Origin of the sequence: Streptomyces sp. NBC_01116 (assembly GCF_041435495.1) — a bacterium.
Lineage (GTDB): Bacteria > Actinomycetota > Actinomycetes > Streptomycetales > Streptomycetaceae > Streptomyces.
Genome location: NZ_CP108644.1, coordinates 7,936,618 through 7,950,011 on the forward strand (window position 1 = coordinate 7,936,618; position 13,394 = coordinate 7,950,011).

Consider the following 13,394-nt stretch of genomic DNA (forward strand, 5'->3'; position numbering starts at 1 on the left):
ACGATGTTCCTGTTCCGTAGACGTGGGCGTGGACCACGCGTGTCCGTCGGCGAGGCGCGCACCCGGACCGGCGGGGAGCGGCCCGCGGCCGTCCTGCTGGACGTGCGGGAGGAGGCCGAGTGGCGAACCGGCCACGCTCCCGGCGCGGTGCACGCCCCGCTGACCGCCCTGGACGGGGGCGCGGCGCTTCCGGCGTCGGTCCGGGGACGGCCGCTGGTGGTGATCTGCCGCAGCGGACACCGCTCGCAGCGGGCCGTGCGGCTTCTCACCGAGCGGGGTGCGGACGCGGTGGACGTCGAGGGCGGCATGATCGCGTGGGCCGCAGCGGGGCTGCCGGTGGTCGACGAGCGCGGTGACGGCGGCTCGATAGCGTGAGCACCCTGCTTCTCGCCCTCGTCGCCGGGACGGTGATCGGGCTGGCGCTCGGTGCGCTCGGTGGCGGTGGCGGCGTTCTGGCGGTTCCGGCACTGGTCTACCTGCTCGGCTTCTCAACGGCGTCGGCCACCACGGCCGGCCTCGTCATCGTCACCGCCACATCGGCGACCGCGCTCTACGCGCACGCCAGAGACGGCCATGTCGCGTGGAAAGCCGGGCTGTTGCTGTCGGCGGCGGGAGTCCTCCCGGCGTTCCTCGCCGGAGCCCTCACCGATCACGTGCCCGAAGCGGCTCTCACGGCGGCGTTCGCGGTGATCGCCGCCCTGGCGGCGCTGCGGATGCTCCGGCCCTCCGCCGCCGAGCCGACGGAGGGGGCGCGGCCCGTGAGAGCGGCGGGAACCGGCGCCGGTCTCGGCGCCGTGACGGGATTCCTCGGGGTGGGGGGCGGATTCCTCGCCGTGCCCGCTCTGGTCGGCGTCCTCGGTCTGCGGATGAGGCAGGCCGTGGGCACCAGCCTCCTGGTGATCACCGTCAACTCCCTCGCAGCCCTCGTGGCCCGGTCGGGAACCGGCGACGACCTCCGATGGGAGGTGATCGCCCCGTTCGCCGGAGCGGCGATCCTCGGGGTCTGGGACGGCAAACGGCTGGCGGCGAAGGTCGCGGGCGCCACGCTGCGGCGGGTCTTCGCCTACGTGCTGTTCGCGGTGGCGGCCTTCATGATCATCGACGTGGTCGTCTGAGCGCGTGGGCCGCCCCGGCGTCAGGCGAGCGAGAGGAACAGCTTCTCCAGCCGGGCGCGCATCTCGTCCCGGGACTCACCGGAACGCCGGCCGTCCTCCACCTCGGTCAGGCACTGCTGGAGCCCGGTGGCGATGATCGCGAACCCGGCCCGGTCCAGCGCCCGCGACGCCGCCGCCAGCTGTGTCACGACGTCCTCGCAGTCCCGCCCCTCCTCGATCATCCGGATCACCCCGGCGATCTGCCCCTGCGCCCGGCGCAGCCGGTTCAGGACCGCCTTGAGCTCCGCTCCCGCCAGATCAAGCTCCATCATCACTCCTCATGAAATACCCCCAGGGGTAATGTACTCCCCTCGGTGGGGACCCCACGGAAAGAAAAGGATGACACCCGCCATGACCATGCCCTCCGCACTCGCCACCCACGAGGCCCGCCACCGCCTGCACGAGCTGACCGTCATCGATGTCCGGACCCCCGGTGAGTACGCCGGCGGTCACCTGCCCGGCGCGCTCAACATCCCGCTGGACCGGATCCAGCGGGCCCTCGCCGACATCCGGCAGGCCGCGGACCGCGGTGAGATCCTGATCGTCTGCGCGTCCGGCGCCCGCTCGGGGAACGCCTGCCGGATCCTCGCCGAGAACGGCGTCACCGCGGCCACGCTCGACGGTGGCACCAGCGCCTGGGCGGCCGACGGTCACGACCTGCACCGCCCCCAAGGAACCCCTCGTGCGACCTGGGGCATGGAGCGGCAGGTCCGTCTCACCGCCGGGACCCTCGTCCTCCTCGGGCTGCTCCTCGGCCTCCTCGTCCACCCCGCGTTCCAGCTCCTCTCCGCGGGCATCGCGGCCGGGCTGGTCTTCTCCGCCCTGACCAACACCTGCGGCATGGCCGCCATGCTCGCCAAGCTGCCCCACAACCGCGTCGACGCGGCCGGCCTCGACGCCACGCTCGCGGCACTGCGCGGGCGCTGACCGGAAGCGGGCCCGTCCTCGGGGCGCAGCAGGCCCCGCTCGCGCGACGCCGCACGGCTGCGCATCGGCTCGGACGCCGGTGTCGGCGGGGTGATCCAGGCAGCGGGTCTGCTGTTCTTCGCCTTCGCCGGGTATGCCCGCATCGCCACCCTCGGCGAGGAGGTGCGGGATCCCGCCCGCACCCTTCCGCGCGCCATCCCGATCGCGCTCACCGTCTACGCCCTCGTCGCGGGCGCCGCCCTGGCCGTACTGGGGCCCGGCGGACTGGCCGACAGCGCGGCCCCGTTGGCGGATGCCGTACGCGCCGCGGGGGCGGGCCGGATCGTGCCCGTCGTCCGTGTGGGCGGCGCCGTCGCCGCCCTCGGCTCCCTGCTCGCGCTGATCCTCGGTGTCTCCCGTACCACCCTGGCCATGGCCCGCGACCGGCACCTGCCGCACGTCCTGGCCGCCGTCCATCCCCGCTTCGGTGTCCCGCACCGAGCCGAACTCGCCGTCGGCGCGGTCGTCGCCGTGCTCGCCCCGACCTCCGACGTACGCGGAGCGATCGGGTTCTCCTCCTTCGGGGTGCTGGCCTACTACGCCGTCGCCAACGCCTCCGCGTGGACGCTCACCCCCGCGGAAGGGCGACCGAACCGCCTCGTCCCCGCCGTCGGCCTGACCGGCTGCGCGGTCCTCGCCTTCGCGCTGCCGGCGGGCGCCGTGATCTCCGGCGCCGCGGTCCTCGTCCTCGGAGCCGCCGTCTTCGGTATCCGAAAGGCGGTGGGCGGCCGTTCGCTCCGCTGACCCGCAGCGGAGCCGCGTCAGGTCGGTCAGGAGGAGCAGCAGCCGCCCGCCGCCTCGCCGTCGGCCGGGGCTCCGGCACCGAGCCGGACCACGGTTGGTTCCGGCGTCGCGCAGCGCCCTCCGGGGTCGGACTGTGCGGCGGCGGGGTCGTCGAAGAGGCCCGCCCCGCCGCAGACACCCGTTTCGGGGAGGGTGAGTTCGACCCGGTCGGCCGCTTCCAGGTCGCCGGCGAGGGCGGCGGCCACGGAGCGGACCTGCTCGTGGCCGGTCATGGCGAGGAAGGTCGGGGCGCGGCCGTAGGACTTCATGCCCACCAGGTAGATCCCCGGTTCCGGGTGGGACAGCTCGCGGTGCCCGTGCGGGTAGACGGTGCCGCAGGAGTGCTGGTTGGGGTCGATGAGCGGGGCCAGTCCGGTGGGGGCCTGCAGGCGCTCGTCCAGGCCGAGGCGCAGCTCGTCCAGGAAGCCGAGGTCGGGGCGGAATCCGGTCAGTACGATCACCTCGTCGACCGCGTCGAGGTGGCGTCCGTCCTCGCCCACCAGCACGAGGCGGCCCTCGGCGTCGCGTTCCACCGCTTCGGTCCGGAAGCCGGTGACCGCGTCCGCGTGCCCCTCGTCGACCGCGGCCTTCGCCGCGAGTCCGAGAGCCCCGCGGGCGGGCAACTGGTCGGCGTCGCCCCCGCCGAAGGTGCCGGCGGAGAGGCCCCGGCGCAGGACCCACACGGCGGTGGCGCCCGCGCCGTCGCCGGACTTCGCGAGGTCGGCGAGCGAGGAGAGCGCGGTGAAGGCGGAGGCCCCCGAGCCGACGACCGCGGTGCGCCGCCCGACGTAACGGGCGCGGACAGCCGGGTCCTTGAGGTCGGGGACGCGGTAGGTGATCCGGTCGGCCGCGGTCTTCTCCCCGAGGGCCGGCAGGCCGTCGGCGCCCGCCGGGGACGGTGTGGCCCAGGTGCCGGACGCGTCGACGACGGCGCGGGCGAGGATCCGCTCCTCGCGGCTGTCGGCGTGGGTGACGTGGACGACGAACGGCTGCCGGTCGCGGTCGGCGTCCACGATCCGGTCGCGGCCGGAGCGGGAGACGCCGGTGACCCGGGCGCCGAGGCGGATCCGGTCGCCGAGGGCGTCGGCGAGCGGCCGCAGATACTGTTCGGCCCAGTCACCGCCGGAGGGGTACGTGTCCGGGGCGGGCCGCGTCCAGCCGGTGGGGGCCAGCAGCTTCTCGGCGGCCGGGTCGACCACCTCGCCCCAGGGGGAGAAGAGGCGCACATGCGCCCAGGCGCGCACCGCCGCGCCCGCGGTGGCCCCGGCTTCCAGGACCAGGGGTTCGATGCCCCGGTCGATCAGGTGGACCGCGGCGGCCAGCCCGATGGGACCGGCTCCGATCACGACGACGGGCAGTTCGTTGGCGGCGGGTGCGTTCACGGCGCGACTCCTCGCGTGTTTCGATATCTGTCGATGTCTTGTGGCGTCCAGGATGGCATTCGTATCGATGAGCGTCAACATAGGCGTTTGTCGAAATAGGGGGTCGCCGGTGCGCTGCTTCGGGCTCTCGATGGGGCAGTCGGGCGCGGCCGCTCGATTCGCCGGCCTTCGCGGTCGCCCTCGTCCCCTACGCGGCGATGAACCTCTGCCGCCCTGATTCGACGTGTGTCAACATAGAGGTATGTCGCAAGCGAAGGTGCTGCCGCTGATCGAGCCCGCCGACGGCCGGGGCGTGGTGCCGTGCTGCCCGCCCCTGACCGAGCGCCCGATGACCGCCGACGAGGCGCAGACGGCCGCGCGGATGTTCAAGGCGCTCGGCGACCCGGTGCGGCTGCGGCTGTTCTCCGCCGTGGCCTCGCACGAGGGCGGCGAGGCCTGCGTGTGCGACATCTCCGATGTCGGGGTCTCCCAGCCCACCGTGTCCCATCACTTGAAGAAGCTGAAGGAGGCCGGGCTGCTGACGTCCGAGCGGCGCGGCACCTGGGTCTACTACCGGGTCGAACCGTCGGTGCTGGCCGGGATGGGCAGGCTGCTGACGCGGCCCGCCGCCCGACCGGGAGGGTGACGGGACGGAGCGCGTGGTGAGCGGAGCGCCGGGAGTCGTGATCGCGCCGCTGACCGCGGACCACGCCGAGCAGGTGCTGGCGATCTATCGGGCGGGCATCGACGAGGGCAACGCCACCTTCGAGACCGGCCCGCCCGACTGGCGGAGCTTCGACGCCGCGAAGCTGCCCGGCCACCGCTTCGTCGCCCTCGGCGGGCTCGGTGAGGTCCTGGGCTGGGTGGCGGCCGGCCGGGTCTCGGAGCGGTGCGCGTACGCGGGCGTCGTCGAGCATTCCGTGTACGTCGATCCCGCGGCGCGGGGCCGGGGGATCGCCGCCCTCTTGCTGAAGGCCCTGGTCGACTCCACCGAGCGGGCCGGCATCTGGACCGTTCAGGCCGGAATCTTCCCGGAGAACACCGCCAGCCTCGCCGTCCACGCGCGGGCGGGTTTCCGGGTCATCGGCGTACGCGAGCGGATCGGGCGCCACCGCGGCGTCTGGCGCGACGTCGTCCTCGTCGAACGCCGCAGCCCCGCCGTCGGGTGACGGCCGCTTGGGCCGCGCCGTCCCGCGCACGGCGGCCCCGCGCGCCCGCGACGCGTCACGGTGCCGTCGTCACCGCACCGGAGGCGAATCCGCGCCGCCAGGCGAGCGCGACGTACACCAGCCCGATCAGGACCGGCACTTCGATGAGCGGGCCGACGACACCGGACAGGGCCTGTCCGGAGGTGACGCCGAAGGTGGCGATGGCCACCGCGATGGCGAGTTCGAAGTTGTTGCCCGCCGCGGTGAAGGCGAGCGTGGTGGTGCGGTCGTACGCCAGCCCGAGGCTCTTCCCGAGGAGGAAGGTCCCGAAGAACATGATCGCGAAGTAGACCAGCAGGGGCAGGGCGATCCGTGCGACGTCGAGCGGATTCGAGGTGATCGTCCTTCCCTGGAGAGCGAAGAGGACGACGATCGTGAACAGCAGGCCGTACAGCGCCCATGGCCCGATCCTCGGCAGGAATCGCTGCTCGTACTGCTCGCGCCCCATCCTCTTCTCTCCGAGGCGGCGGGTGAGGAACCCGGCCAGCAGCGGGACGCCGAGGAAGACGACGACGTTCAGCGCGATGTGCCACACGGAGACGTCCAGGCCCTGGCCGTCCCCGAGGTTCATCCAGCGGGGCAGCAGGTCGAGGTAGAACCAGCCCAGCAGGCCGAACGCGAACACCTGGAACACCGAGTTCAGGGCGACGAGGACGGCTGCGGCCTCCCGGTCGCCGCAGGCGAGGTCGTTCCAGATGATGACCATGGCGATGCAGCGGGCCAGGCCCACGATGATCAGGCCGGTGCGGTATTCGGGCAGGTCCGGCAGGAAGATCCAGGCCAGGGCGAACATCACCGCGGGGCCGACGACCCAGTTGACGACCAGCGAGGAGACCAGCAGTCTGCGGTCGCCGGTCACGCGGTCGAGCCGGTCGTAACGGACCTTGGCCAGCACCGGGTACATCATGACCAGCAGGCCGAGTGCGATCGGCAGCGAGATCCCGCCGATCTCGATCTTCGCGAGGGCGTCGTTCATCGAGGGAACGACGCGGCCCAGGCCCAGCCCGACCGCCATGGCGAGCAGGATCCACACGGCGAGGTAGCGGTCGAGGGTGGAGAGCTTCCCGACGATCGACTCGTCCCCGCCCGGGCCGGCGCCCCGGGCGGCGGTGGCGGGCTCGGTGGAGGTCACGGGCAGGCCCTCCTGTTCTCACCGGCGGTACGCGCGGACTCGGCCAGCGCGGCGAACTGCCCGGACAGCCCGGCCAGGACGTCGGGCCTGAGCCGGTAATAGGTGAAGCGGCCGCACGGCTCGGTCTCCACCAGCCCGGCCTCGCGCAGCACCCTCAGATGGTTGGACAGGTTGGTCTGCCTGGCTCCGGTCTCCTCCACCAGGTGCGTCGTGCAGAGCGTCTCGCGGGCGAGCAGGTTCACGATGCGGAGGCGGAGTGGATCGCCCAGCGCCCTCATCACATCAGGATCGACTGAAGTCAGCATGTGCTGATACTTTCACATCAGCGCTCACTGATACCAGTGGGCGCTGAAGTCATCGGAGTCATCGGCGGCAGGGTTCCGCCGTACGACGGGAGAGAGCGATCACCATGGCCGAGTCCTCCGGGAAGCCGTCCGTCCTGTTCGTCTGCGTCCACAACGCCGGCCGCTCCCAGATGGCCGCCGCCTGGCTGACCCACCTGGCCGGGGACCGTGTCGAGGTCCGCTCCGCGGGCTCGAACCCCGCAGACGCCGTCAACCCCGCCGCCGTCGAGGCGATGGCCGAAGTGGGGATCGACATCGCGGCCGGGACGCCGAAGGTGCTCACCGCCGACGCGGTCCGTGAGTCCGACGTCTGCGTCACGATGGGCTGCGGCGACACCTGCCCCGTCTTCCCCGGCAAGCGCTACCTCGACTGGAAGCTCGATGACCCGGCCGGTCGCGGCGTGGCCGCCGTCCGCCCGATCCGCGACGAGATCAAGATCCTCGTCGAGGGCCTGATCGCCGAGATCGCACCCTGATCGAGGTGCGGCCCCGCCTCGAAGGCCGCCGGACGCGGTGCCCTACGCGGAAGTTCCGTCGGCGGGCGAGGGCGAGGGCACGGTGTACGGGCGGAGGACCATCAGCGAGTCCTCCGACGACGCGACCATGGCGAAGGGGAACCGGTCGAGTTCGAGGCAGAGCCTGACGTCATCGGGATGGGCTCCCTGCCGTACGCCTTCCGTCAGTTCGGCGGCGGCGCGCGAACCGGCGGCGCGGCGCAGGAACGCGGTCGCGTCCGGCCCGCCCCGCTCGGTCCTCCGCGCGATGTACTGGGCGCACGCCAGATCCTCCTCGGCGCGCCCCTCCTCGCCGGTGACCACGAAGGTGACGGCCTCACACCCGCGTTGCCGCAGGAGGCGAGCCGTCGCGCCCGCCACCACGAAGCCGGCGCACAGCACCAACGACGCCTCCCTGACCGCGAGTGCGCCCACCGTCCCCGCCGTGGTCTTCTGCACCACGGTCCGTCCGCCGAGGTCGAGTGAGCGCAGAAGGCCCGGTGAGTTGACGGCGTCGAAGCCGGGCGCCGGCGGACCGTCCTTGAGGGCCACCCAATCGGGATGGCGTGCCTTGAGCGCAAGGGCGTCGGTGAGCGACTCGGCCAGGACGATCTTCTCCGCGCCCCGGCCGAACGCCCAGGCGGCCACCGTGAACGCCCGCATGACGTCGACCACGACCGCCACGGACGGAGTGCGGGTCAGCTCGGCGATGCCGAGGAAACGAGCTTCCATCCGGTCATGATCGCGTACGTCCGGCCTGGAGCACCCGGCAGGTGAGGCGGTTCACAGCGGCGGTCCCGGAAGGCGAACCCGGCGGCCGCGCTGGGTCGGCCGCCGCCGGCCGCGGCTAAGGGCTGCCCCGTGATCCCCGGCGGGCGCGCGACGGCAGCTACGGCACCTCGCCGCGTTGTCGGAACGTCCGCATACATCTCGTATGCGGACGTCCCTCCGCCTGGCGATGCACCGCATCTGACGCCGCACGCTGATCCACCAGGGAGCACGGGACAGCCCTCAGTCCTCCTCGATGCCCAGGAGATCGAGGAAGGCCGCGGCCGCCGGGGTCGGCCTGCCGCGGCCCCAGATCACGTACTCGACGCGGGTCGGCGCGTCCGTGACCTCGATCGTGGTCACCCCGGGCAGACCGGCGGCGTACGTGGGCGGGAGCAGGGCCACGCCCAGGCCGGCGCCGACCAACCGGGCCAGGTAGTCGGCGTTCGTCACCTCGAAGGCGACCTCGCGGGTGAGGCCGGCGGCGGCGAAGGCGAGATCGGACTGCGCACGGCCGGCGGTCCTCGCCGGGAGGTCCACGAACACCTCCGACGACAGCCGGCGAAGGTCGACCGAGGACGCGCCGGCGAGCGGGTGGGCCGGGGAGACCACCGCGATCAGCCGCTCCCTGGACAGCTCCCGGGCCCGGACACCCCGGGGCCGGGCCGTGACCGGGACGCCGAGGAACGCCACCTCCGTCTCGCCGCTTCTGACCTGCTCGACGAGCTCCTCGCTCGCCCCCACGCCGAGGCTGACCCGGGCTCCGGGGTGGCGCCGGTGGAAGTCCTGGAGGACGGAGGGGAGGTCCACGGCGGCCACGGTGGGGATCAGGCCCACCGTGAGGCGCCCGCGTACCTCCCCGACGGTCGCCGCCACTTCGGCCGCGGCCCGCTCCGCCGCGTCCAGGCACTGTCGGGCCGCGGGCAGGAACGCCGCGCCCGCCGGTGTCAACCGGACCCGGCGGCTGGTGCGTTCGAACAGCCTGGCGCCCAACTCCTTCTCCAGGCGCGCGATCTGGTGGCTGAGCGCGGACTGGACCACCAGACAGCGCTGGGCGGCCCTCGTGAAGTTGTTCGTTTCGGCCACGGCGATCACGTACCGCATCTGCTGGAGCTCCATGCATCCATCGTGAATCCGGATCGATCACGTGACAAGCATGTGTTGGACTCATGGATGCTCCCGGCCCGAGACTGATGGCGACCGCACACGGCAGGAGCCTCCTCGGGCCCGACCCCTTCGGTCGGCCACGCGACCCGGGCTTCTCCCGGCGCGCCCGACAGCGGAGCCGCTGTGATTCCCTCCGGAACTCCGAGGCGAGATGACGAGCAGACAGAACATACGCACAGCCGCCCTGACCGGTCTCGCTCCGGCGGTCTGGGGCAGCACCTATCTGGTCGCCACCGAGCTGCTGCCACCGGACCGGCCGCTCCTGGCGACCACGGTGCGGGCCCTGCCCGGAGGGCTGGTGCTGCTGGCACTCGGCCGGAGACTTCCCGCCGGTGTCTGGTGGTGGCGTGTGGTGGCCCTGGGCGTTCTGAACCTCGGCGCCTTCAACTTCCTGCTCTTCTTCGCGGCCTACCGACTGCCGGGCGGCATCGCCGCCGTGATCATGTCGGCCCAGCCCGTGTTCGTGGTGATCCTCGCCGCTCTCCTCCTCGGCGACCGGATCCGAGCCCTCCACGCCCTGGCCTGCGCCATGGGCGCCGGGGGAGTGGCGTTGCTCGTCCTCAGGGGCCCGGTGCCGCTGGACGGCCCCGGAGTCCTCGCGGCGGTCGGCGGAGCGTTGTGCATGGCCCTGGGCATCACACTGACGAAGCGGTGGGGCAGGCCGGAGGGCGTCGGCCTGCTCACCTTCACCGGATGGCAACTCACCGCGGCCGGAGTGGTCCTGCTGCCGTTCTGGCTGTCGCTGGAAGGGCTGCCGGAGCGTCTCACCGGCTCCCACGTCCTCGGGTTCGCCCACCTCATCACCCTGGGCGCGGTCCTGAGCTACTTCGTCTGGTTCCGGGGCATCGAACGCCTGCCCGCGGTCGCCGTCTCCTTCCTCGCGCTGGCCAGTCCGGTCGTGGCGACCCTGCTCGGCTACCTGGTCAAGGACGAGACACTGTCCGTCCTCCAGATCATCGGCATGGCCGTCATCCTCGGCGCCGTCGTCCTCGGCCAGCGGCCGGGGCGGGACCGGGGCACCACCCCGCCCGGCACCGCGGCTCCCGGGCCGGCGCCGGCGCCGCGCGACCTCCGCGAACCACTCCCGACCACATCCGGAGAGACGACATGACCGTTCACGAAGAGACCAACCCGCCGGCCGCCTCGGGAGAGCGGGCACCACCGGTCCGGGGCCGGGCGGGCGTAGCCGCCGTCACCGCCGGCCTGTTCGTCCTCCTCGCGACGGAACCGATGCCGATCGGCCTGCTCACCCGATCGGCGAGAGCCTCGGGGCGTCCGTGGGCGCGGTCGGCCTGATGGTCACGGCGCAGGGCGTCGCGGCCGGTCTCGGAGCGCCGTTCATCGTGGCATGGAGCCGGCGCGTCGACCGGCGCCGACTGCTGACCGCCCTGCTCGGCGGCCTGTTCGCGGACCACGTGGGCGTCACGAGCGTCGTCCTGTTCGGGATCGTGCTGGTCGCCCTCGCCGTGATCGTCGGCGCCGCCACCGGCCGCCTTACGACCGCACGGGCGAACTGACCCCGCACGTGCTCGGATGCCCCGAGGCGGCGGGCGGCCGCCGGACGTTTCTCCCTTGATCGGCGCAGAGGTCCAGTCCACACTGACCACGGGCGGACTGGGGGGATGACATGTCGGATACGCCGTCGGCCACGGGGGACCCGCGGGAGGAGCAGGGCGCGGTCGGCCCACGGATCCAAGCGCTCCGCAGGCGGGCCGGGCTGAGCCAGGAGGCCGCCGCCTCACGGGCCGGGATCAGCACCAGGGCGCTGCGTGACATCGAGCGCGGCCGGGCCAGGCGGCCCCGGCCGCGCACGCTCCGAAGCCTGGCCGCGACGCTGGGACTGGGCGGCGAGGAGCTGGCGGACCTGCTGGCCGCCCCCACCGGGCCACCGCGCGACACCGGCCGGCCGCGACTGCTGGTCCTCGGCCCGCTCGCACTCCAACGGGGCCGGACCTCTCTCCCGGTCACCAGCCCCATGCTGCGCCGCCTCCTCGGGCTGCTCGCCCTCAAGCACCCCGAGTCCGCCACCCAGCAGGAGATCACCGACATCCTCTGGCCGTCCGGGCCGCCCCACTCCCACCCGAGCCTGATCCACACCTACGTCAGCCAGGCCCGCCGGCTGCTGGCCACGGGTGACCCGCGGAGCGCTCCGCCGCAGGCCATCGCCCGGACACCCACCGGCTACCGGCTGGAGGTGTCCCGGAACCAGATCGACCTCGGCCATTTCGACGAAGGGCTGACCCAGGCGCAGCGGCCGCACCGGGTGCAGGACCGGGAGGCCCTGTTCACGTCGCTGACGGGGGCACTGCGCTGCTGGCGGGGCCCCGTCCTCGCGGACGCGGACCCGGTGCTGCGCCGGCATCCGGCCGCGGTGGCGGCCGACGAGCGCCGGGTCAGGGCGGCGCTGCTGCACGCCGACACGGCGCTGCTGCTCGGCCGCTCCGGGGAAGCCGTCCCGGTCCTGGCGGCCCTGGTGAACACCGAGCCGCTGCACGAGGGCCTGCACGCCCGGCTGATCCTCGGCCTCGCCGACAGCGGGGAACAGGCCGCCGCGCTCGACGTGTTCGGCCGTCTGCGCGACCGGCTCGACGAGGAACTCGGCATCGAGCCCGGCCCGGAGGTCAGCGAGGCGCACCTTCGAGTGCTGCGCGGGCAACTGCCGCGCACGCAGCGCCTCGACGACTCGGCCTCGGCCGGACGGACGGCGATCGCCCACCCGATCCCGGGCCAACTGCCCGCCGTGGCCGACGCCTACGTCGGACGGCGTTCCCAGACGCGGGTGTTGGACACCCTCGTCCTGTCCGATCCGGCGCGGCGCTCGCGCCTGGCCGTCGTGGTCGGCGCGCCCGGGATCGGCAAGACCGCCCTCGCCACGCACTGGGCGCACGCGCGTCGCGAACACTTCGCGCACGGACAACTGTTCATCGATCTGCGGGGATACTCCCGGCTCCCGGCCCTGCGCCCCGGCGACGTCCTCGCACAGTTCCTCCGGGCACTCGGAGTCCGGTCCCACGACCTGCCCGAGGACGAGGACGAGGCCGCGGCCCTGTACCGTACGCTGCTGGCCGACCGGCGCCTGCTGGTCGTGCTGGACAACGCGCGCGACGCCGAGCAGGTCAGACCGCTCATCCCGGGCGCCCGCGGCTGCGCGGTGGTGATCACCAGCCGGGGTGAGCTCTCCGGGCTGGTCTCCGGCGACGGCGCGCGCCGCATCGCCCTGGACGCGCTCGGCCCGGACGAGGCCTGCCGGCTGCTGAGCAGCATCGTCGGGGCGTGCAACGTCGCGGCCGAGAAGGAGGCGGCCCGCAGGCTCGTGGCGCTGTGCGGCGGTCTGCCCCTGGCCATCCGGATCGCCGCCGCCAACCTGGTGGCCGGCAACGCCCGTATCGCCGACCACTGCGCCGAGTTGGAGGGCGAGGGCCTCATCGGCCGACTGCACATCGAAGGAGACCGGAGCTCGGCCGTGCGGGCCGCCTTCGACCTCTCCTACCGTGCGCTTCCGGCCGGTGCGCGGCGGATGTTCCGGCTCCTCGGCCTGTTGCCGGGCCACGAGGTCACCCTGGAGGACGCCGCGGCCCTGGCGGACTCGACACCGGCCGCGGTGGCCCGAGTCCTGGTGGGCCTGGCGGACGCCCATCTGGTGCGTCAACGGGCGTTCGGTCGCTTCGAGTTGGACGTCCTGCTGCACGCCTACGCCCGTGAACTGGCCAGCGGCGAGGAAGCGCACGCCGCACGCCGACGGCTCGACCACGCCCGGGCGCGCGAACTCATCCGGAGCGTCGACGGACAGGAACGCAGACAGGAGAGAGGGGAGGGCAACTGCTCCGGCAGTTCGGTCTCTTCTGCCGGTTCCCGGGGCTAGGTCGGCAACGACCGGCAGACAGGCAGGTCAACGCAGGTTTCCTCAGTCGCTGCCGGTTTCGTCGGCGCTCCCCTCCCTCTGGCCGGACTGGAGGAGCGCGGCCAGGCGGGAATCGTAACGTTGCGGCACCGCGAGACCACCAACCTCCCTACGTG

At 73.2% G+C, this 13,394-nt stretch carries 16 protein-coding genes and 1 pseudogene; 11 read left to right on the top strand and 6 right to left on the bottom strand.

What is annotated here, in order from left to right:
- Positions 1 to 3 precede the first annotated feature (3 nt).
- Both OG245_RS34790 and OG245_RS34795 read left to right on the top strand, forming a co-directional pair.
- Entirely contained in the window at positions 4 to 375 is a 372-nt protein-coding gene (locus OG245_RS34790) for a rhodanese-like domain-containing protein (RefSeq protein WP_371628072.1), read from the top strand.
- Positions 372 to 1,115 (top strand): sulfite exporter TauE/SafE family protein, encoded by a 744-nt coding sequence (locus OG245_RS34795; protein ID WP_371627316.1) that lies wholly within the window; start codon positions 372 to 374, stop codon positions 1,113 to 1,115. The genes OG245_RS34790 and OG245_RS34795 overlap by 4 nt, the downstream gene beginning before the upstream one ends.
- Positions 1,116 to 1,135: 20 nt before the next feature.
- On the opposite strand, the gene OG245_RS34800 is transcribed toward OG245_RS34795, so the two are convergent.
- Positions 1,136 to 1,423, bottom strand: a complete 288-nt coding sequence (locus OG245_RS34800) for a metal-sensitive transcriptional regulator (RefSeq protein ID WP_371627317.1) — start codon at positions 1,421 to 1,423, stop codon at positions 1,136 to 1,138.
- A gap of 82 nt (positions 1,424 to 1,505) precedes the next feature.
- On the opposite strand from OG245_RS34800, the gene OG245_RS34805 reads away from it, so the two are divergent.
- The gene (locus tag OG245_RS34805; protein WP_371627318.1) at positions 1,506 to 2,081 is read left to right on the top strand and encodes a rhodanese-like domain-containing protein; all 576 of its coding nucleotides are present in this window, start codon (positions 1,506 to 1,508) and stop codon (positions 2,079 to 2,081) included.
- A gap of 45 nt (positions 2,082 to 2,126) precedes the next feature.
- Positions 2,127 to 2,864: pseudogene (locus OG245_RS34810) on the top strand (APC family permease); the annotation flags it as partial.
- A 26-nt stretch (positions 2,865 to 2,890) separates the two neighbouring features.
- On the opposite strand, the gene OG245_RS34815 reads toward OG245_RS34810, so the two are convergent.
- Complete coding sequence (locus OG245_RS34815; protein WP_371627319.1) at positions 2,891 to 4,285, bottom strand: NAD(P)-binding domain-containing protein; 1,395 nt, start codon at positions 4,283 to 4,285, stop codon at positions 2,891 to 2,893.
- Between the two features lie 241 nt (positions 4,286 to 4,526).
- On the opposite strand from OG245_RS34815, the gene OG245_RS34820 reads away from it, so the two are divergent.
- Both OG245_RS34820 and OG245_RS34825 read left to right on the top strand, forming a co-directional pair.
- A complete protein-coding gene (locus OG245_RS34820; RefSeq protein WP_371627320.1) occupies positions 4,527 to 4,910 on the top strand; it encodes an ArsR/SmtB family transcription factor in 384 nt (127 codons plus the stop codon).
- 16 nt (positions 4,911 to 4,926) lie between these two features.
- Positions 4,927 to 5,433 carry an N-acetyltransferase family protein gene (locus OG245_RS34825; RefSeq protein ID WP_371627321.1) on the top strand — a complete coding sequence of 169 codons (507 nt, stop codon included), beginning with the start codon at positions 4,927 to 4,929 and terminating at the stop codon, positions 5,431 to 5,433.
- 55 nt (positions 5,434 to 5,488) lie between these two features.
- Here the strand turns inward: OG245_RS34825 and arsB are convergent, their stop codons facing one another.
- On the bottom strand, positions 5,489 to 6,604 hold the full coding sequence (arsB, locus tag OG245_RS34830) for an ACR3 family arsenite efflux transporter (RefSeq protein WP_371627322.1): 1,116 nt from the start codon (positions 6,602 to 6,604) through the stop codon (positions 5,489 to 5,491).
- Positions 6,601 to 6,909 (bottom strand): ArsR/SmtB family transcription factor, encoded by a 309-nt coding sequence (locus OG245_RS34835; RefSeq protein ID WP_371627323.1) that lies wholly within the window; start codon positions 6,907 to 6,909, stop codon positions 6,601 to 6,603. Before OG245_RS34835 ends, arsB begins: the two co-directional genes overlap by 4 nt.
- 104 nt (positions 6,910 to 7,013) lie before the next feature.
- On the opposite strand from OG245_RS34835, the gene OG245_RS34840 reads away from it, so the two are divergent.
- Positions 7,014 to 7,424 (top strand): arsenate reductase ArsC, encoded by a 411-nt coding sequence (locus OG245_RS34840; RefSeq protein ID WP_371627324.1) that lies wholly within the window; start codon positions 7,014 to 7,016, stop codon positions 7,422 to 7,424.
- 42 nt (positions 7,425 to 7,466) lie between these two features.
- Here the strand turns inward: OG245_RS34840 and OG245_RS34845 are convergent, their stop codons facing one another.
- Both OG245_RS34845 and OG245_RS34850 read right to left on the bottom strand, forming a co-directional pair.
- Entirely contained in the window at positions 7,467 to 8,174 is a 708-nt protein-coding gene (locus tag OG245_RS34845) for a 2-phosphosulfolactate phosphatase (protein ID WP_371627325.1), read from the bottom strand.
- Positions 8,175 to 8,453: 279 nt separating this feature from the next.
- Positions 8,454 to 9,329 carry a LysR family transcriptional regulator gene (locus OG245_RS34850; protein ID WP_371627326.1) on the bottom strand — a complete coding sequence of 292 codons (876 nt, stop codon included), beginning with the start codon at positions 9,327 to 9,329 and terminating at the stop codon, positions 8,454 to 8,456.
- 199 nt (positions 9,330 to 9,528) lie between these two features.
- Between OG245_RS34850 and OG245_RS34855 the strand changes: the two genes are divergently transcribed.
- The 4 genes from OG245_RS34855 (at position 9,529) to OG245_RS34870 (ending at position 13,239) form a co-directional block, all read left to right on the top strand.
- Positions 9,529 to 10,488 (top strand): EamA family transporter, encoded by a 960-nt coding sequence (locus OG245_RS34855; RefSeq protein ID WP_371627327.1) that lies wholly within the window; start codon positions 9,529 to 9,531, stop codon positions 10,486 to 10,488.
- Positions 10,485 to 10,673: a hypothetical protein gene (locus OG245_RS34860; protein WP_371627328.1), complete on the top strand. Its 189-nt coding sequence runs from the start codon at positions 10,485 to 10,487 to the stop codon at positions 10,671 to 10,673. Before OG245_RS34855 ends, OG245_RS34860 begins: the two co-directional genes overlap by 4 nt.
- Entirely contained in the window at positions 10,655 to 10,894 is a 240-nt protein-coding gene (locus tag OG245_RS34865; RefSeq protein WP_371627329.1) for a hypothetical protein, read from the top strand. Before OG245_RS34860 ends, OG245_RS34865 begins: the two co-directional genes overlap by 19 nt.
- A gap of 110 nt (positions 10,895 to 11,004) precedes the next feature.
- Positions 11,005 to 13,239, top strand: a complete 2,235-nt coding sequence (locus tag OG245_RS34870) for a BTAD domain-containing putative transcriptional regulator (protein ID WP_371627330.1) — start codon at positions 11,005 to 11,007, stop codon at positions 13,237 to 13,239.
- Positions 13,240 to 13,394 lie beyond the last annotated feature (155 nt).

Excerpts from the sequence above, each read along its gene's own strand:
- OG245_RS34820 (WP_371627320.1), top strand. The coding sequence starts at position 4,527 with ATGTCGCAAGCGAAGGTGCTGCCGCTGATCGAGCCCGCCGACGGCCGG.
- OG245_RS34835 (WP_371627323.1), bottom strand. The coding sequence starts at position 6,909 with ATGCTGACTTCAGTCGATCCTGATGTGATGAGGGCGCTGGGCGATCCA.
- OG245_RS34845 (WP_371627325.1), bottom strand. The coding sequence starts at position 8,174 with ATGGAAGCTCGTTTCCTCGGCATCGCCGAGCTGACCCGCACTCCGTCC.
- OG245_RS34870 (WP_371627330.1), top strand. The coding sequence starts at position 11,005 with ATGTCGGATACGCCGTCGGCCACGGGGGACCCGCGGGAGGAGCAGGGC.
- OG245_RS34860 (WP_371627328.1), top strand. The coding sequence starts at position 10,485 with ATGACCGTTCACGAAGAGACCAACCCGCCGGCCGCCTCGGGAGAGCGG.
- OG245_RS34790 (WP_371628072.1), top strand. The coding sequence starts at position 4 with ATGTTCCTGTTCCGTAGACGTGGGCGTGGACCACGCGTGTCCGTCGGC.
- OG245_RS34840 (WP_371627324.1), top strand. The coding sequence starts at position 7,014 with ATGGCCGAGTCCTCCGGGAAGCCGTCCGTCCTGTTCGTCTGCGTCCAC.
- OG245_RS34800 (WP_371627317.1), bottom strand. The coding sequence starts at position 1,423 with ATGGAGCTTGATCTGGCGGGAGCGGAGCTCAAGGCGGTCCTGAACCGG.
- OG245_RS34855 (WP_371627327.1), top strand. The coding sequence starts at position 9,529 with ATGACGAGCAGACAGAACATACGCACAGCCGCCCTGACCGGTCTCGCT.
- OG245_RS34850 (WP_371627326.1), bottom strand. The coding sequence starts at position 9,329 with ATGGAGCTCCAGCAGATGCGGTACGTGATCGCCGTGGCCGAAACGAAC.
- OG245_RS34805 (WP_371627318.1), top strand. The coding sequence starts at position 1,506 with ATGACCATGCCCTCCGCACTCGCCACCCACGAGGCCCGCCACCGCCTG.